This is a genomic window from Sporosarcina sp. E16_8, assembly GCF_017347095.1.
Taxonomy (GTDB): domain Bacteria; phylum Bacillota; class Bacilli; order Bacillales_A; family Planococcaceae; genus Sporosarcina.
In genome coordinates, this window is the sequence record NZ_JADPRZ010000030.1 from 1 (window position 1) to 18,575 (window position 18,575).

17 protein-coding genes are annotated in these 18,575 nt (G+C 38.9%); 15 read left to right on the top strand and 2 right to left on the bottom strand.

Annotated elements, in window-relative coordinates:
* Window positions 1–207: 207 nt before the first annotated feature.
* Window positions 208–753 carry a DL-endopeptidase inhibitor IseA family protein gene (locus tag I2484_RS14785; protein WP_207151814.1) on the top strand — a complete coding sequence of 182 codons (546 nt, stop codon included), beginning with the start codon at window positions 208–210 and terminating at the stop codon, window positions 751–753.
* Between the two features lie 93 nt (window positions 754–846).
* On the opposite strand, the gene I2484_RS14790 is transcribed toward I2484_RS14785, so the two are convergent.
* Window positions 847–2,004, bottom strand: coding sequence for a polysaccharide deacetylase family protein (locus I2484_RS14790; RefSeq protein WP_207151815.1), 1,158 nt, complete (start codon window positions 2,002–2,004; stop codon window positions 847–849).
* Window positions 2,005–2,808: 804 nt separating this feature from the next.
* Complete coding sequence (locus tag I2484_RS14795; RefSeq protein ID WP_207151816.1) at window positions 2,809–3,669, bottom strand: MurR/RpiR family transcriptional regulator; 861 nt, start codon at window positions 3,667–3,669, stop codon at window positions 2,809–2,811.
* Window positions 3,670–4,246: 577 nt separating this feature from the next.
* Here I2484_RS14795 and I2484_RS14800 point away from each other — a divergent pair.
* The 14 genes from I2484_RS14800 (at window position 4,247) to I2484_RS14865 (ending at window position 18,516) form a co-directional block, all read left to right on the top strand.
* Complete coding sequence (locus I2484_RS14800; protein WP_207151817.1) at window positions 4,247–4,516, top strand: hypothetical protein; 270 nt, start codon at window positions 4,247–4,249, stop codon at window positions 4,514–4,516.
* Window positions 4,517–4,528: 12 nt separating this feature from the next.
* On the top strand, window positions 4,529–5,572 hold the full coding sequence (locus I2484_RS14805) for a TRAP transporter substrate-binding protein (RefSeq protein WP_207151818.1): 1,044 nt from the start codon (window positions 4,529–4,531) through the stop codon (window positions 5,570–5,572).
* Between the two features lie 165 nt (window positions 5,573–5,737).
* Window positions 5,738–6,241, top strand: coding sequence for a TRAP transporter small permease (locus I2484_RS14810; protein ID WP_207151819.1), 504 nt, complete (start codon window positions 5,738–5,740; stop codon window positions 6,239–6,241).
* Between the two features lie 44 nt (window positions 6,242–6,285).
* The gene (locus tag I2484_RS14815; protein WP_207151820.1) at window positions 6,286–7,566 is read left to right on the top strand and encodes a TRAP transporter large permease; all 1,281 of its coding nucleotides are present in this window, start codon (window positions 6,286–6,288) and stop codon (window positions 7,564–7,566) included.
* 28 nt (window positions 7,567–7,594) lie between these two features.
* A complete protein-coding gene (locus I2484_RS14820) occupies window positions 7,595–8,566 on the top strand; it encodes a sugar kinase (RefSeq protein ID WP_207151821.1) in 972 nt (323 codons plus the stop codon).
* Between the two features lie 21 nt (window positions 8,567–8,587).
* Window positions 8,588–9,232: a bifunctional 4-hydroxy-2-oxoglutarate aldolase/2-dehydro-3-deoxy-phosphogluconate aldolase gene (locus I2484_RS14825; RefSeq protein WP_207151822.1), complete on the top strand. Its 645-nt coding sequence runs from the start codon at window positions 8,588–8,590 to the stop codon at window positions 9,230–9,232.
* Between the two features lie 37 nt (window positions 9,233–9,269).
* Window positions 9,270–10,418 carry a galactonate dehydratase gene (dgoD, locus tag I2484_RS14830; RefSeq protein ID WP_207151823.1) on the top strand — a complete coding sequence of 383 codons (1,149 nt, stop codon included), beginning with the start codon at window positions 9,270–9,272 and terminating at the stop codon, window positions 10,416–10,418.
* Between the two features lie 145 nt (window positions 10,419–10,563).
* The gene (locus I2484_RS14835; protein WP_207151824.1) at window positions 10,564–11,559 is read left to right on the top strand and encodes a C-terminal binding protein; all 996 of its coding nucleotides are present in this window, start codon (window positions 10,564–10,566) and stop codon (window positions 11,557–11,559) included.
* Window positions 11,560–11,616: 57 nt separating this feature from the next.
* On the top strand, window positions 11,617–11,889 hold the full coding sequence (locus I2484_RS14840) for an HPr family phosphocarrier protein (protein WP_207151825.1): 273 nt from the start codon (window positions 11,617–11,619) through the stop codon (window positions 11,887–11,889).
* Window positions 11,890–12,050: 161 nt separating this feature from the next.
* Window positions 12,051–13,517, top strand: coding sequence for an alpha-ketoglutaric semialdehyde dehydrogenase GucD (gucD, locus tag I2484_RS14845; RefSeq protein WP_207151826.1), 1,467 nt, complete (start codon window positions 12,051–12,053; stop codon window positions 13,515–13,517).
* Window positions 13,518–13,604: 87 nt separating this feature from the next.
* Window positions 13,605–15,815 carry a dihydroxy-acid dehydratase domain-containing protein gene (locus I2484_RS14850; protein WP_207151827.1) on the top strand — a complete coding sequence of 737 codons (2,211 nt, stop codon included), beginning with the start codon at window positions 13,605–13,607 and terminating at the stop codon, window positions 15,813–15,815.
* 83 nt (window positions 15,816–15,898) lie between these two features.
* Window positions 15,899–16,798, top strand: coding sequence for a fumarylacetoacetate hydrolase family protein (locus I2484_RS14855; protein WP_207151828.1), 900 nt, complete (start codon window positions 15,899–15,901; stop codon window positions 16,796–16,798).
* A gap of 251 nt (window positions 16,799–17,049) precedes the next feature.
* On the top strand, window positions 17,050–17,736 hold the full coding sequence (gene rpiA / locus I2484_RS14860) for a ribose-5-phosphate isomerase RpiA (protein WP_207151829.1): 687 nt from the start codon (window positions 17,050–17,052) through the stop codon (window positions 17,734–17,736).
* A 24-nt stretch (window positions 17,737–17,760) separates the two neighbouring features.
* Window positions 17,761–18,516: an SDR family oxidoreductase gene (locus I2484_RS14865; protein ID WP_207151830.1), complete on the top strand. Its 756-nt coding sequence runs from the start codon at window positions 17,761–17,763 to the stop codon at window positions 18,514–18,516.
* Window positions 18,517–18,575: the final 59 nt, after the last annotated feature.

The following is an 18,575-nucleotide window of genomic DNA, read 5'->3' on the forward strand; positions in this document are numbered from 1 at the left end:
CAGCGCCTAGCCCCTCGAGTCGCTTCAGTCCTTAAGTTAAAGGCAAAAAGCGCCTTTCTCTTAAGGCCCTCCAGCGCTTGTCGGGTCTACCAGGCGCTTGCGCTTTTCTCGAATCCAACTCTTATCATTGCCCTTTCTCGCATATACATAATTGGCAGGACTTACACCTAATTTGAAGATAAGGAATGTATGAGAGGGGGCATAGAAATGAAAAAGTTTTGGCTACTTAGCATAACACTATTGCTGTTGTTATGTAGTGCGTGTGAGCAATCAGAAATTGCTGAGGTGACAAAAAGCGAAGTTCAGTCGGTAAAAGCGGTGGAGATTGCTGCAAATTGGGCAGCGACAGCGAGTCTTGTGCAAGCGGGTGGGGTCTATGCAGAAGGAGAATATAAGAGGTTCAACTATAAAGGGAAGACATACCGCTACATGGCTAGCCAATTGGATACGAAGAAGGAAATGAGGGCTGAACTGGAGAAATCGGTGACAAAAAAAGTTGCTAAACAGTTCATGAAGGACCAAAATTTTATTAAACAAAAAAGGAGATTGGCGCAGGTAGAGGCCGACGGTGGTTCGCTTCTTCAGTGGAGCGAGGCGACAGCGATAGAGGTGAAATCGAAAAAGAATAAAAGCGTATTCGAAGTGCGTGTACCCGTTGGTTATACAGGCACATTTGATACCTTTACAGTTACGTACGAATACGTGAGAAAATTGGGTTGGCGTATCAGTAAGCTTCCGGAATATAAGAAATAAAACAAGACATCCTCTCCGAAAGCTGGGAGAGGATGTCTTGTTTTGAAATTAGTAGCTCAGCGTGCTGGATAACTGTCATCCAAGAGAGAAATCTTATCTACCTTGCAGTTTATCCGCAAATTGTTTCAAGTTCATGTTGGAGTGGATGCGCTGACGTTTTAGTTCAAAGAGGGAATCACCACGGAAGACATTGCCCTCATCAATTGTATAAGCGCTCGTTATACCGGCTGCTTGTAAGGCAAGAATCGCCGTTAGACTACGTTTGCCGTACGGGTAGGCGTGGGCCATGACTTGGTAGTCCCTGCCAATAATTTGTTCGATGGAGTCATTCGCTTGTTGGATGTCCTCTAAGATTACCAGTTCCGATTCATATTGCAAAAGGCTTAGGTTAGTAAATGAATTGAACATATGGAATAAATGTGTGTGATTTTGATAGGAATAGACATCCTGTGTTTGAAAGATGTCTTGTTCCGAGACCACGCCATGTCGATCGATACGACTTGTAATCAGGAAAGAGGTGGCTTGGAATCCGTGATTTTTCAAAATAGGATAGGCCATGTCGATTGTCGATTTATAGCCGTCATCGAATGTGATAAGGACTGATTTTTTTGGAAGTGTACCCTTTTTGGCAACCCAAGATTCTAATTGTTGTGGCGTGATTGTCGTCCAGTTGTTTGCCTTCAAATAATCCATCTGCTCTTTAAATTTAGCAACTTCTAATGTTGATGCATTTTGATCGGTTTTGTTGACTACAAGATCGTGATACATCAAGACAGGGATACCAGCTTCGATTAGCAGGTCGTTCTTATGTATATATCCTGTTTTACCGCCTAATAAGACGGGGTAATAATTACCCTTTACTCTCTGTACATTAATCGTCATATTCGGTTGGATGTGTCCAAAGCTCTTCGCTTTAACTGCTGGGCGATCCAAGACTTGTACAGCTTTTGAAGTTTTGGCTCGAACTGGATGTGCGGCTTTCCAGTTATTCGGTGTATCTTTACTAATAACTGCTTTCTTTTTCGAGAACTTAACTTGGTCGTTTCCGATGACCGTATGATAAAACAGGTTTGATTCATCCACCACGGTATGCGAAGTACCTTTTAGAAATACAGCGACTTTCTGGTAATCATCGAAAACGGGTGTGGTTTCGGTAATTTTTATCGATTTTACAGTGGATGCTTCAGTCGGTTCTATAAAAATTGGAAATGCTACAAAGAATAGTAGTAAAAAAATGATGAGTTTCTTCAATTTCAAGTATGCCCCTTTAATCTAGTATCTCTCTCTATAATAGATAGAATGGAAGGAACTAGCAAGAAGTAGTTGGTTTAAATGATAAGTATAGAATAATCAAAACTTATCAACAAAAGTGGTGGATATCCTGTGAGTAACTTGTTTGAAATGTTACTGAATACAGAAAACTCAGTTGGCAGGGTGTTAGTAACTTTATCCACAAGGGATTCAGGCAATTATATTCGACAGCGATCAATATTCAACTAAGCCGGTATAACTTGCATGTTCATAAAGGTTTCGTTGGAAAAGTGGCTTTATACGGAGAATTTCGCTTGTTTTTTTATGGCTAACCGTAACGTCTACCTTTTGGTTAAAAATTGAAAATATTTGAAGCCGAAGAGCTGACCGAGCGAATCCGATCTAAAGCTTGCCTACATGGCAGATACTCAAAATAACGCCTTCCATTCCGGGTTGTGGAACTAGCTGTCTAATTGCCATTTAATAGATGAGTAGATGAGATTAACTCCTTATATATACAAATAAGGGAATGCATTACGCTTGGTAATCCATTTGATAATAGCTTGTCGGGTGCAATACCTTTTGTGGTAAGCAAGCAATAAATAGCAGTTATTGCTGCAATTTCAATATCTAAAGGGTTTAGTTCACCCCTTCTAAAATGAACGCTATTTAAGGGATACTTCATGTTCACCGTTATCAATACCGATTTTATTAAAAACAATTACTTTTGTACTTTACGTCCCAATATCAGGTCCTACTACAATCAAATTTATCAATTGATCCACCCTCTACCTATAAAAAAATCTATTTAATCCGTTTCACGGTAATCGCATATCTAAGATTTTGTAGCGATGTTTTCATACGTTCTTTCAGTCGGATACTCACATTAACATATAACGCATCAATTATACTTAGCTGTGCAAGACGTGAAGCCAAGGCTTCAGATCTGTATTCTGTTTCCACAGAGATAGTCAGAAGCGATATATCGGCTTTTTCACTTAGTGGTGTTTTTCCAAATTGGGTAATACCGATGCTAGTAACACCCTTTAATTTCGCAATTTCCAACGCCTCGATTACGTCCCTGCTAGATCCCGAATGTGAAATACATATAACAACATCCTCTTCAGTCAATTGTGCAGCACTCATGGCCTGTAAATGACCATCCGTATAACAGCTAGTAAGTAATCCGCTTCTGAGAAATTTATGATGTGCATCCATTGCAATAGCTCCAGAGCCACCGTTTCCGTAAATTTCAATTTTTCTTGCGGCCACCAATGCATTTACAGCTAGTTGAAGTTGGTGTTGATCAAGAACTTGGAGCGTATCTTCTAACGTTCTAATATTTGATTTGAAAACTTTTTCGGCAATCGTTTTTTCATCATCATCTTCATCAATTGTTTCATGAATATCTTTCAAGGTGGTAATGATTTCGGACGCAAGGGCTATCTTCATTGATTGGTATCCTTTATAACCTAACCGCTTGGTAAAGCGGAAAACAGTTGCATCCGCAACGCCTACTTCTTCGGCAACTTGATTAATGGTAGAGTGAATAATTTTTTCTGGATGATCAAAAAAAAAGTCAGCTATTAATTTTTCCTTTTCGCTAAGTTGTGTATAGATTGCACGTATCAGTGTGAAACAATGTGGTGTCTTCGAATTAATCATATACTTTCTCTCCCTCGATGTAGATATCATCATTGCATTAAATCATTTATCAATCATACATGAAATTTTATTTCGCAACGTTTTTTTAGTGAGGATGCAATTACATGCTAGATTGACAAGGTTTACAACATCTGGAGTTATGAATTGCCTTCTTATTCAATCCTATTAACTTGAAATGATAATAATCCTCATTTCATTTTAACGGTTTTGAATGCTTAAGGAAAGTTTCGAATTGTCTAAATAATGCTTGTGTAAAAGAATATTCGGTATATACTGGTTTTAGGTGAAATATTATTTCATTCAGACTAATGAAAGGGGTTACAATCTTATGAAACTAGCTATGATTGGTCTGGGTAAGATGGGATATAATTTAGCATTGAAATAGATTGACCATCGTTATTAGGTAATTGTTCATGACGATGATGTGGCTGTAGTTGATAAAATTACGGGAGAAGGCGAGTTTATAGCGACTAGCTTGGAGGATGTTGTTCAAAAGTTAGAATTCCCTCAAGTAATTTAGTTAATGATACCCGCCGGAGACGTGACCGAAACGGTCCTATTACCTTTAGAAACGTAATTGGAAATAAGAATTCACTTTCTCGACTGTGGTGCGAGTGTAGGAGTAGATGGTGGAGGAAATAGTATTTGCACCATGATTGGCGTAGAAAAAGAAGTTACTGAGTCAATCGAACAGATTATTAAAGATACTGCAGTGGAAGATGGTTGTTTTTATGCGGGGGAATTGGGTAGTGGTCACTTTTTGAAAACGATTCATAATGGAAGTGACATTCTTGAGAATAGTAAATTTGACTATGGTTTTGAAGATGTGGCAAAAAAACAAAAATAGGAGGAATACAAAATGAAAAAGTTTTTAACTGTTATTCTATTAGCTGTTATGGTTCTGGCCCTTGCTGCTTGCGCTGAAGATAAGGGAGATGCTGGTGAGAAAAGTGCTGGAAGTAGTAAAGCTGAAGTGAAAAAGATTCGGGCAGGACTGGGTTTAAATGATTTACACCCCCAATACAAAGGTCTAATTAAATTTAAAGAAATTGTCGAAGAGAAAACAGACGGACAGATTATCGTTGAAACGTACCATAGTGGACAACTTGGCGATGACCGTACAATGACTGAAGCACTACAATTAGGATCGCAAGAAGTTACAATTCCTTCAACTGCACCATTAGCTAACTTTGTTCCTGAATTTGGTATATTCGACTTTCCCTTTCTATTCCCAACTGTAGAAGTGGCTGACGAAGTATTAGATGGTGAAGTCGGTAAGAAGATTTTAGATAAGTTAGAATCTCAAAACTTAGTTGGTCTAGCTTATTGGGAAAATGGGTACCGTGATGTGACAAACAGTAAGCAGGCTATCGCAACTGCTGCAGACTTTAAAGGATTGAAACTACGGACAATGGAGAATGAGCTTCATTTAGAAGCATTCCGTGCATTAGGTGCAAACCCGACTCCAATGGCCTTTACAGAACTATTTACAGCGCTGCAGCAAAAAACAGTGGATGGGCAAGAAAATCCGCTCGCAACTATTTATCTACAAAAATATTATGAAGTTCAATCACATGTTTCAAATACGAATCATGTTTACAGTCCTTTTGTATTCTTGATGAGTAAATCATTTTATGATGATTTAACAGAGGAACAACAAAAAATTGTTAAAGAAGCTGCAATTGAAGCAGGAATTTATGAACGCCAATTGAATCGCGAAGCAAACGAAACGAATCTAGCAGATCTTCAGACTGAAGGAATTACTTACACTGAAGTTACACCTGAAGCGCGAGAAGAAATGAAACAGCTTGTACAGCCTACAATTGATAAATTCACTAAAAAAATTGGTTCAGAGATTGTAAAGGAAGTATACGACGCAATTGAAGCAGCTTCAAAGAAATAAATCAGGGAAATGTATTTTAGAAGTATTTCTTGGAAGCGCCATTTAAGTGAAAAGTGGGATGTATATTTGATAGAAGCTGACTCTCTTTGTGGCAGAGCTGCAGGAGGGTCAACATTCTTTATTTAATAACGAGTTATTTGAATTTATTGTATAAAGGAGATTGGGATGAATATAATTCGATGGTTTGATCGACATATTGAAGAGTTACTACTAACAATCTTATCAACAATTATGGTGGCTGTGATTTTTGTTCAGGTGGTAATGAGACAACTTGATAGTTCATTATCGTGGTCGGAAGAATTAGCCCGATTCTGCTTTATTTGGTTAATTTATATTGGAATCAGCTATGGTGTTAAAAAACAAAGGCATATTAAAGTAGATGTCATTTTAGTGTTTCTTAATCAAAAAGGCAAAGTGATTATAAATATTATTGCTAATGTATTATTTATGGCGTTTGCAGTTTTTGTAATAATCTACGGATTTGAAATTGCAAATAAACTATTGGGTTTTGGACAAAAGTCTCCTGCATTACAAATTCCGATGGGACTAGTTTATATGTCGGCACCTATAGGAATGGGCTTAACGCTCATTAGATTAATTCAAAATCTTATTAAACATTTACGAGTTTTACAGGGCAAAGAAGAATTTGAGGAACAAACGATAATATAAATGTTTCAGGACATAGTCGCTGGAAAAATTTTGGAGGTTAAATGATGACAACTGCTATCTTGTTCGGTAGTTTTGCGGTGCTGCTATTTTTAAGTGTACCTATTGGTATCTCAATCGGTTTGGCAACGCTAATAACAATATTCTTTACGGGTACTTTACCAGTTGAGTTTTTGGCGAAAGAATTAGTTACATCTGTCGACTCATTTCCATTAATGGCTGTTCCTTTCTTCATTTTGGCGGGAGAAATTATGGGGAAAGGCGGCATATCTGAAAGATTGTTTAATGTGGCGAACGCGATTGTAGGGAATAAAACAGGTGGATTTGCCATTGCGACAATTATTACATGTATGTTTTTTGCAGCTATTTCGGGTTCAGGCCCGGCGACCGTTGCTGCAATCGGTGGGATTATGATTCCTGCAATGGTTCGTAACGGGTACGATATAAAGTTTGCAACGGCAATAGTTGCCTCAGCCGGATCAATTGGAGTCATTATCCCTCCGAGTATTCCAATGGTTATTTACGGTGTCGTTGGAAATGCTTCAATCGGCGATTTATTCATTGCGGGAATTGTTCCTGGGATTTTAGTTGGTCTCTCTATGATCATCTATGCGTACATTTACTCAAAGAAAAATGGATACAGGGGCATGGACGAACCAACATCGTTAAAGAAAATTGGTGTGGCTTTTTGGGACGCCAAATGGGCGTTATTGATTCCTGTCATCATTTTAGGCGGTATTTACGGAGGATTCTTCACACCCACTGAAGCAGCAGTTATAGCGGTTGTATATGGTCTATTCGCCTCAATGGTATTATATCGCGAGCTTAGTATTAAGGATTTGCCGAAAGTAATGGTCGATTCAGCGTTAACAACGGCAACAGTCTTAATTATTGTCGGAACGGCAACCGCATTCGGGCGGTTCTTAACGATTGAACAAGTTCCTACAAAAGTGGCGCAAGCACTTATGAAAGTATCAGATGAACCAATAATTATAATCATGCTCATTATGGCACTATTGTTAGTTGTCGGCATGTTTATGGATACACTTGCAGCGATTATTATATTAACACCGATCTTATTGCCAATTGCCGTTCAAATCGGTTATGATCCAATCCATTTTGGGATTTTGATGGTCGTTAACTTAGCAATTGGATTTATTACACCACCGCTTGGTGTGAACTTGTTTGTGGCATCAGGAATATCCGGATTATCACTTGAATCGCTATCACGTGCTGTTTTGCCATTCATTTTTGCCATGTTATTCACTCTAATGCTAATTACGTTTATTCCACAACTATCTATGTTTTTAGTAGGTCTATCAAAATAATGAATATAACTAAAGAAGGTCGGATTGTATGAGTAAAATAGATGTCTTTACGTTGGGAGAAACGATGGTTTTATTCCAACCGGAGAAAATGCTACCCCTTGAATATGTTCGCCAATTCCCAAAAAGTATTGGAGGTGCAGAATCAAATGTAGCAATCGGATTAACTAGATTGGGCCATTCAGTCGGATGGTTCAGTAAACTGGGGGATGATCCATTCGGACGGTACATATACAAGTCCATTCGCGGAGAAGGTGTAGACGTATCATCTTGTCTTTTTACAGATAAAGCACAAACTGGATTGATCTTTAAAGAACAACTATCAGCAGAAGATTTAAATGTATACTACTATCGTAAAAATTCTGCAGCAAGTTTAATGGAAGCTGCAGAATTGGATGAAAGCTACATTTCACAGGCGAAAATACTCCACATTACAGGCATTACGCCTGCACTAAGTGAATCGTGTTATCAAACTGTGATGAAAGCCATCCAAATCGCAAAAAGAAACAAGATGACAATTGTTTTTGATCCGAATTTACGCTTGAAACTTTGGGCAGCAGAACAGGCGAAAAGTGTTTTTAATGAAATTGCTTCTTATTCGGATGTTATTTTACCAGGACTTGATGAAGGTCAATTCATGACTGGAATGACAGAGGTGGAAGATATCGCCGACACATTAATGGGAATGGCCGAGGGCGATAAGACGATTATTATTAAACTTGGACATAATGGAGCTTATTTACGTACTAGAGATGAAAGTTCCTATATTGAAGGGTTCCCTGTTCAACATGTAGTTGATCCGGTAGGTGCAGGGGACGGTTTTGCGGCGGGTATAATTAGTGGAATCTTACGAAAAGAGCCACTCTCATTAGCCGTTAGACGGGCTAACGCAATTGGTGCAATGGTGGTCAGTGTAAATGGCGATGTGGAAGGTCTGCCAACACTACAGGCTATTGAAAGATTTATGGATCCAAGAGGCACGGCAAGAGATGTAAAAAGATAGTAAGGACGGGGGATTTTACGCATGAAAAAATGGGAAAACCTAATACGTCTTAAAGAGTCTGGACTGATAGCTGTTATCCGTAGCCCAAAGCAGTCGCAAATACAGTCTATTGCTGAAGCGCTTGTAGAGGGAGGCGTAGGAGCTTTGGAAATTACGTTGGATACACCAGGTGCGTTGGAAATGATAAAAAGTCTGAAAGAGAAGTTCAATGATAAAGTCCTTGTTGGGGCAGGTACAGTATTAGATGCTGTGTCAGCTAAAGGAGCAATTGATGCAGGCTCGGATTTTATTTTCTCCCCTACTTTTGATGTAAATACGATTCAGCTTACAAATCGTTACGGGAGAATATCGATTCCTGGCGTGATGACACCCACCGAAATTCTTCAAGCATACTCTGCAGGAGCAGACTTGGTAAAAGTATTTCCAGGAGAGTCGTTAGGCGTAAATTATCTTAAAGATTTGCAAGGACCATTGGGACATATACCAATGATGCCTACTGGCGGAGTAACTTTGGAGAACGTTGAGCAGTTCATAAAAAATGGTGCGATTGCTGTAGGTGTGGGGGGATCTTTACTTGATGCGAATGCAATTGCAGAAAAGCGTTATGATGTATTAACCCAAATTGCCAAAGCGTTCATCTGTAAAATTCAGAATGCTAGAGTTTAAGTGGTAACAAGAAAAGTTGGTAATAGGAGGTTTGAAAGTGAAGATTACTAAAATAGAAACATTCATTGTTCCACCAAGATGGTTATTTCTAAAAATCGAAACAGATGAAGGTATTGTCGGATGGGGAGAGCCAATCGTAGAAGGTCGTGCAGCTACAGTTCAAGCTGCCGTCAAAGAATTGAGCGAGTATGTAATTGGTAAAGACCCTCTCCGAATAGAAGATCATTGGCAAGTGATGTATAGGGCCGGTTTTTACCGTGGAGGCCCAATCTTAATGAGTGCAATTGCGGGAATTGACCAGGCACTATGGGATATAAAAGGGAAATTTCACAATGCACCAATTTCGGAGTTAATGGGTGGTGCATGTCGAGATTCTGTTCGAGTATATTCTTGGATTGGTGGAGACCGGCCAAACGATGTAGGGAAAGCGGCTAAACAGGCAGTAGAAGCTGGATTTACTGCAGTTAAAATGAACGGGACTGAAGAGTTGCAGTATATTGACTCCTATCAAAAAATTGATGAGGCGGTCGAAAGAATTGCAGCTGTACGTGAGGCTGTTGGGGACTACATTGGTATAGGAATTGACTTTCATGGACGGGTCCATAAACCGATGGCAAAAGTACTAGTCAAGGAGCTAGAGCAGTTTAGGCCAATGTTCATTGAGGAGCCGGTATTACCTGAGAATAATGAAGCGCTTCGTGAAATCGCACACGCAACGAATATTCCAATTGCCACTGGAGAGCGCATGTTTTCTAAATGGGATTTTAAAAAGTTGCTTTCGGATGGCTATGTAGATATTATACAACCTGATCTATCGCATGCTGGGGGAATTACTGAATGCAAGAAGATATTCGCGATGGCGGAAGCTTATGATGTTGCGGTTGCACCTCATTGTCCACTCGGACCGATTGCGCTAGCATCATGTCTTCAAGTAGACGCCACCTCGCATAATGTATTTATCCAAGAACAAAGTTTAGGTATCCATTATAACCAAGGTAGTGATTTGCTTGATTATTTAAATGACCCAAAAGTATTTGACTATAAAGATGGTTATGTCGATATGTTAAAAGGGCCGGGACTTGGTATTTCAATAAACGAAGAATTTGTAAAGGAACAAGCTAAAATTGGTCATAGTTGGAAAAACCCTGTGTGGCGCCATAAAGATGGAACTATTGCGGAGTGGTAATAATGGAAAGAGTGTATTTGCCCAAGCAATTATCTATTAGATTTTTATTTACTGCCAAGCATAATGTTAGCTGAAACACTGAAAACCAATTTCAGCAATGCATTCCTACAAAGTCTATTAGATAGAGTAAAAAGGAGTGGCTAAAATGAGCCGTTATAAAGTTATTGTTACCGATTACGAATACACAACATTTGCACCCGAACAAGAAGTGTTAAGTAAAATCGGCATTGAGTTAACGTTTAAACAGTGTCGCACGGAAGAGGATGTAATTGCTGAATGTAAAGATGCAGATGCGCTTATTAGCCAATACGCTCCAATTTCTCGTAGAGTTATTGAAAGCTTAGAAAAGTGTAAAGTCATTGCTCGTTATGGTGTGGGATTTAATACGATTGATATTGATGCGGCAACTGAAATGGGAATTATGGTAGGAAATGTAACTGACTACTGCTTGGATGAAGTATCAGATCACACAATTGCACTGCTCCTTTCAAGCGCACGAAAAATAACGAAACTAAATAATGCCGTGAAGAGTGGAACGTGGGACTTCAATGTAGGAATACCAATTTTTCGACTAAGAGGACGCACCCTTGGTCTCGTTGGATTCGGAAATATCCCGCAAATGGTTGCAAAGAAAGCACAAGCATTTGGCTTGACTGTAATTGCTTATGATCCATTTGTGTCTGAAGTAATAGCGCATGAAATGGATGTAAAGCTCGTAACATTAGAAGAGCTATGTAAACAATCGGACTATGTATCTATTCATGTTCCGTTAAATAAGCATACTGAGGGCATGATTAGTTATGATCAATTCAATAAAATGAAAAAAGAAGCATTTATTATTAACACTTCCCGTGGTCCAATTATTGATGAAAAAGCACTTATTAATGCATTAGTAGAAGAGAAAATAGCAGGGGCAGGACTAGATGTACTAGAAGTTGAACCTATTGATCCAAACAACCCTCTATTAAAAATGGATAATGTCATTATCACCCCCCACGGTGCGTTCTATTCTGATGAGGCAGAAGCTGAATTAAAACGGAAAACTGCGCAAAATGTTGCAGATGTATTATCCGGTTATTATCCAGTATACCTTGTCAACAAAGAAGTAAAAGAGAAGGTGAACCTAAAGGAACGGATATAAAATTAGTTGGTGTCTAACGAACGTCAATTTGTAATTTATATTTAGGGGGAGACGTGAATGGAGAAAAGTGTTAGCAAAACTATTGTTGTAAATATATCAGAGAATGTAACGATTGTTGAAGTAAGTAAGGCTACACAGAAGTATCAATCAGAAATCTATCTAAAGAAGAATGTGAATGGATCAATTTATGAAATAAATTTAAAAAGCTTTCTTGGATTGATTACATTACAGCTTAGGAACGGCGACCATTTATTTGTTAAGGTCGTTGGAGAAGATTGTGAAAAGGCGTTAGAAGAGGTAGTCGGCTATCTTAGTGAAAATGATAAATAGAAGAAAAGAGATATACGAAAAAATGGGCTAGTAAATTCAAAAAGTATTGGTAAAGAAAAAACTGAGCAATAACTTCAGAGTATTGCGGTCAATTCCTATCAACTCATATGGAACTATTTAATCTGTATATTTATTTAATATGTGAAAAGGAGAATGTAATTATGCGAGTACTATCAAAAGAAAAAGTATATAAAAACCTGATTAACAACGAATGGGTAGAATCATCTTCTCAGGAGACGATTAGAAGTATCAGCCCGTTAAATAAAGAAAATGTAGTAGGTTATGTCCAAAATTCGAAAAAAGAAGACTTAGAGAAAACAGTAAATGCAGCGCATGAAGCAAAAAAGGCATGGAGAAAAATTGGTCAAGCTGCCAGAGGGCAATATTTGTTTAAAGTTGCAAACATTCTCGAAGAAAACATAGATGACATCGCTGAAACAATGACTAGAGAAATGGGTAAAACACTTCCGGAAGCAAAAGGAGAAACTGCGCGCGGCGTTGCGATTCTTCGGTACTACGCTGGTGAAGGGATGAGAAAGGATGGGGATGTAATTCCATCTACCGATAAAGATGCGCTTATGTTTACGAAACGAATGCCACTTGGAGTTGTTGGTATCATTACACCGTGGAACTTCCCCGTCGCTATACCAATTTGGAAAATTGCACCTGCACTTGTTTATGGCAATACAGTCGTATTTAAACCAGCTACCGAAGCTGCTGTAACGGCTGCGAAAGTAGTAGATTGTTTCGTTAAAGCAGGGCTGCCAGCTGGAGTACTGAACTTCATCACAGGTGCAGGTTCAGTAATTGGTCAGGATTTGATAGATCACCCATTACTAAATGGGATTACATTTACTGGTTCTGAAAATGTGGGTGAAGGTGTAGCGAAATCTGCATCAGCACGGGGGATTAAGTTTCAATTGGAAATGGGTGGGAAAAACCCGGTTATTGTTACAAAAGACGCCGATATTGATGCAGCAGTAGAAGCTGTAATTAGCGGAGCTTTCCGTTCATCGGGTCAGAAATGTACAGCCTCAAGCCGCGTAATTGTAGATGAGCAAATTTACGATGTTTTCGTAGACAAGCTGATCACAGAAACAAAAAAAATCACTGTAGGAGACGCGCTAAAAGAAGGAATTTGGATGGGACCGTCGGCTAGCGAAAGTCAGTTTAATACAGTGAAACAGTATATTGAAGTCGGGAAAGAGGAAGGAGCTACTCTATTAGTGGGGGGGGAGGTCTTAACTGGCGAGGAATTTGACAAAGGATTTTACATTACACCAGCCATTTTCGGTGATGTGCAATCAGATATGAGAATTGCTCAAGAAGAAATTTTCGGGCCAGTTATTGCATTGCTTCGCGCAACAGATTTGGAAAACGCAATTGAAATTGCTAATGATACAAAATACGGATTGAGTGCATCAATCTTTACGACTAATATTGCATCTATCCTTGAATTCATTGATGAAATTGAGGTAGGTTTGGTTCGTATTAATGCGGAAAGCGCCGGAGTTGAACTACAAGCACCATTTGGGGGAATGAAAGCATCGAGTACTGGGTCACGTGAGCAAGGACAAGCGGCAATCGAATTCTATACGGCTATCAAAACTGTTTTTATTAAAGGTTGATTATTAACAAAAGGAGAAGCTGGTTTAGGAGCTTTACGGAAATATATAACAGAGTATTCCTTCAACTGAGAGAAAGGAGTTTTTACTATGTCAGTTCAATTTCCAAAAATCACAAACTCTATCAATCCATATAGAGATAATGTTCAGGGGAAAGCTAATGAACCAATAACGGTCGCGGGAATACTAGATAGAGCAAAGCTGATTTTAGGCGCAGAGTATATAGGGGGAACGCCAGACTGGTCGTTAGATGAAATATATAATCGTTTGGAAGAAAATGCACCGCGAATCGCAATAATTGGCGGATCGGCTGATCATCCAGCCCATATTATGGATTATAAAACATCATCACATGCTGCTATTCGGATATGGCAAAATGGTGGGGTGCCCTTTTACTTTTCCACGCCTGTAATGTGTGACGGAACTGCTCAAAGTAACCAAGGGATGAGTTATTCCTTGCAAAGCAGAAATGCAGTGGCGCAAATGGTAGTGAACCAATTAGAGGCTCACAGTTATCACGGCGCATTTGTTTTGCAAGGATGTGATAAGCAACCTTTAGGTGTTGTAAGTGCGTTGGCGCATTTAGACCGTCTCCGACAATATCGGGGTGAAGCTCCTTTCTTCGCGACTTTTGCCCCTGCACATGTTTTGCAAGGCGGAACTATTCCAGAAGATTTAATGATTGAGTTTAATCAATTGGCGGAAAAGGCAATAGAATTAGGTGCTACTGATATTGCGGATGATTTAAGAGATGCAATGGATTATATTTTACAATGCACATCTAACACTGCCTTTCAAGGAGTGTTACAACGTGCTGTTGAAAGAGGCATTGTGTCTAAAGAGGCCCACAAAGATTATGAAAAACGCTTGGCTATAGCGACTTGTGACGGTAGCGGTGGTGTGTGTGCGTTTAATGGAACTGGGAATAGTTCTCGGCATTTAGTTGCAGGTATGGGGCTTGTACATCCAACACTTGAATTACTAACGAGCGCACCTAACCAGGCGCAAGTAAACGAAGGTGTAGACAGTTTAGCTAAAATGATCAATGATCCAGTATTTGGTGTTGCAAACATTATGGCTACAAATATACGGAATGCAATCCGTATCCACAGCTCTTCAGGCGGTTCTACCAATTTAATAATGCATATTGTTGCTGGAATGCTATATGGCGGATATAAATTTAGTCTTCAAGATTTGAATGATATTCATCATTCCCATCCAGTCCCAGACTTATTTAATTATAGCCTAACAGAAGGTCGTGATATCTTCTCGCTAGCAATGCAATGTTGTGACGGCGATAGCAAAGGAATGGAATCATTGTTCTACGAACTATTAGAGAACGGTGTACCTATGGATGTGGATGCTCCAACGGTAACGGGTCAAACATGGAAAGAAAGACTCCAGGACGGAAATGGATTATCGGCTGACAATGTAACTGAGAACCCTGTTATCTTATCCACACCGCGTAGATCGTTTAGTGGAGTAGATGTCCTCACTGGTAATTTTTTTGAAAGTGCCGTTGTGAAAATTAGTGGGATGCCAACTCAGCAATTGAATCAATTTGATAAGAAAGTTGCATTTGTTTTATATTATACAAATGAAGATGACGCGAATAATGGTCTATTAGATTTTGAATTACTATCCAAGTTGAAAACAGAAAAATGTTTCAGTTATGAAAACTTATTGTCAATGTTGAATGTGAATGCTCCAGATAAGTATGAGGAAAATAAAGACCTTGATTACGAGGAATTATTCGACGTCATGGTAGATAAACATATTATGAAAATCGCAATTACTATAGCAGGACAAGGGCCAATCGCATTTGGAATGCCTGAAATTTTCACACCGATGCAACATATAAACGCTAACCGTAAACTCAAACGACTGGCAGTACTCATTAGTGATGGTCGTTACTCGGGAGTTACATATGGTGCGGCAATTGGTCATATGACTCCAGAAGCAATTGAAGATGGGGGGATCCTCTATTTGCAAACGGGAGACCTGTTATATTTGGACTTAATAGGAAACCAAGTTAACTTTATTGATGCGGATAAATTTAATGAAGGAACATTATCATTTTCATTTGATACTATTCGGGATAGCAGAAGTCACCTAGCCCAAGAACGACTTGGGAAAATGTTGAAACGTCAACGATCCGTCGCGGCTAGCAACCGGATTGTAGGGCATACCGATGCAGCAAATGGGGTAGTCCCAATTATTGTGGCTGAAGAGGCCCAATTAGATTACCGAAAAGATGTGTTATTCCCGAAGGATAAAAAGCAGACAATTACCTCACAGTAAAGAGTTAAAACATTGGTTTGGAAATAGGGTTATTTATAGATTTAGTCGATGAAATTAATACTTAAATATAGGGGGAATTATTGATGAGAATTATTCGTTATATAAATAATCAAAACCAAAAACAATTGGCTGCCGTTAGCAATGAAAATAAGGTATTCGATTTACCATATGAAGATTTTATGTCATTGGTTCAACAAGCTAATGAACAAGGGCAAACAGCACTTCAAGTTGTATCGGATATTATCTTTAAAGCCAAGGATGAAAAAGAGTTGGAACAAGTGACGCTGACAACACCAATCGATGCACCCGAAGTATGGGCAGCCGGCGTTACATATGAGAAAAGTAAAGAGGCCCGTAATTATGAGGCGACTCAAGGAAAATTAGATAGCCAAACATTTTACGATAAAGTGTACGATGCTGAACGTCCAGAAATATTCTTTAAATCTACAGCGGCTAGAACAGTCGGACCAAACGAACCTGTTTATTTGCGTTCCGATTCTAACTGGCAAATTCCGGAACCAGAACTTGGTCTAGTTATTGATTCAGATGGAACTATACTTGGCTATATTGCGGGAAATGACATGAGCTGCCGCGATATTGAAGGAGAAAACCCACTTTACCTACCGCAAGCTAAAATATGGAAAAACTCATGCGCTATAGGCCCAGCCATCCTGTTGAAAGATGCAGTTGAAAATCCATATGACTTGACTATAATTTGCCGTATTTTTAGAAACAATGAAAAAGTATTTGAGGGGGAAGCGCAAGTAAATCAACTAAAACGGAAATTAGATGAACTCGTATCATACTTGGTTCTCGACAATGACGTTTTCGCTGGTACAGTCTTACTGACGGGCACGTGCATCGTTCCTCCCAATGATTTTACACTTGCCGATAATGATCGGATTGAAATTGAGATTCCTGAAATTGGAATCTTGAATAACCCAGTAAAAGTACAAGGAAAAGTTGCGGTAGAAGTAAAATAAGTGACCCGATTATTAAATAACGAAAAACTTATCGAGTATTATAAATCCATGAAAGCGTTTAATGGAAACATGATCGCCCTTTACATCTTAGTGAGGTAACAGAAAAAAGGAAGTAGCCTACAGTACTTATTTCCGTAAGCTAGTCATTATTTATAGTAATAGTAATAGTAGTAGTAGTAGTAGTAGTAGTAGTAGTAGTAATCAGTGATTTGTTCAAAGGTATTTGTTAATGGGAAGTAGAGGTGAATCAGGTGGATGAACAAAAAAGAGATATACAGAAAAAAATAGCAGGTGAAAAAGCCGCAGAATATATCAAAGATGGAATGACAATAGGGCTTGGTTCAGGCTCTACAGTATATTGGATGCTGAAAAAACTTGGAGAAATGGTTGAGCAAGGCATGAATGTTAAGGGAATTCCTTCTTCCATCCGAACAGAAGCATGGGCCCGAGAATTTGGAATTCCACTTACCGATTTTTCGGAAGTTCAACTACTCGATTTGTCTATAGATGGTGCTAATGAAATTGATCTACAGTTTAACCTTTCAAAAGGCGGCGGTGGATCATTGGTTCGGGAGAAGATTATCGATGCTAATTCTACAAAGTTAATTATTATTGCTGATGAATCTAAATTGGTTTCTCAATTGGGGAAGGCTCCTTTGCCGGTAGAAATTCTTCAATTTGGCTGGGAAGTAACCGTAATGAAAATTGCACAACTCGGATGCAATCCTGTTTTAAGAATTAGAGAAGGGGTAAGTTTCGTTTCCGATAACGGAAATTATATCATCGATTGTAAGTTCGATTCGATACCGAATCCTGTAAAACTTCATCAAGAATTAAAAGAAATGGTCGGAGTTGTTGAGACTGGTTTATTCATAGGAATGACAGATATAGTGATTCTTGCGGGTGAAACAGAAGTGAAAGTCATTGAATCGAAATAAAGTAGAGAGATGTGGGGATGTACAATGCGGAATCTCTTTGATGTAAAAGACAAGATTATTTTAATTACTGGTTCAACTAAAGGAATAGGTTACGCTCTAGCAAAAGGATTTTTGGATGTCGGAGCAAAAGTCATTATCAATGGGAGAGACCCTGAAAAAACAAGAGAAGTAGCTGCTCAATTAGGTAAACGTGCGTTTAGCTATGCTTTTGATGTTAGGGATCAACAAGCAGTAAAAAAAGGAATTCAACATATTGAAGAGACAGTTGGGCCAATTGATGTATTAATAAATAACGCGGGAATACAGCGCCGTGCACCTCTTGAAGAACTTACAGAAGAAGATTGGGAAACAGTCATCAATGTTAATTTAAGTTCGGCCTTCTATGTTTCGCAGTGTGTGTTCAAGTATATGAAATTAAGATTAAAAGGAAAAGTTATTCACATAACTTCATTGAATGCAGAGGCTGCAAGACCAGGTATTGCGAATTATTGTGCCGCGAAAGGCGGATTGAAAATGCTGACGAAAGCGATGGCAACTGAATGGGGAAAATATAACATTCAAACTAACGCTATTGGACCTGGCTATTTTCTAACTGATTTAACGGAGTCACTTGCAAGTGATACTACATTTGATAGTTGGGTAAAGGCTGAAGTTCCATTACAGAGATGGGGAAACCCAGAAGAGTTAATAGGAACGGCAATATATCTAGCCTCTAATGCATCTAATTATGTTAATGGTCATACTGTATATGTAGATGGCGGATGGCAAGCTTCCTTATAAGGCGTTAAATTATCAAAATCCCCTAATTGAATCACTCGGTTTGGGGATTTTATATTTAT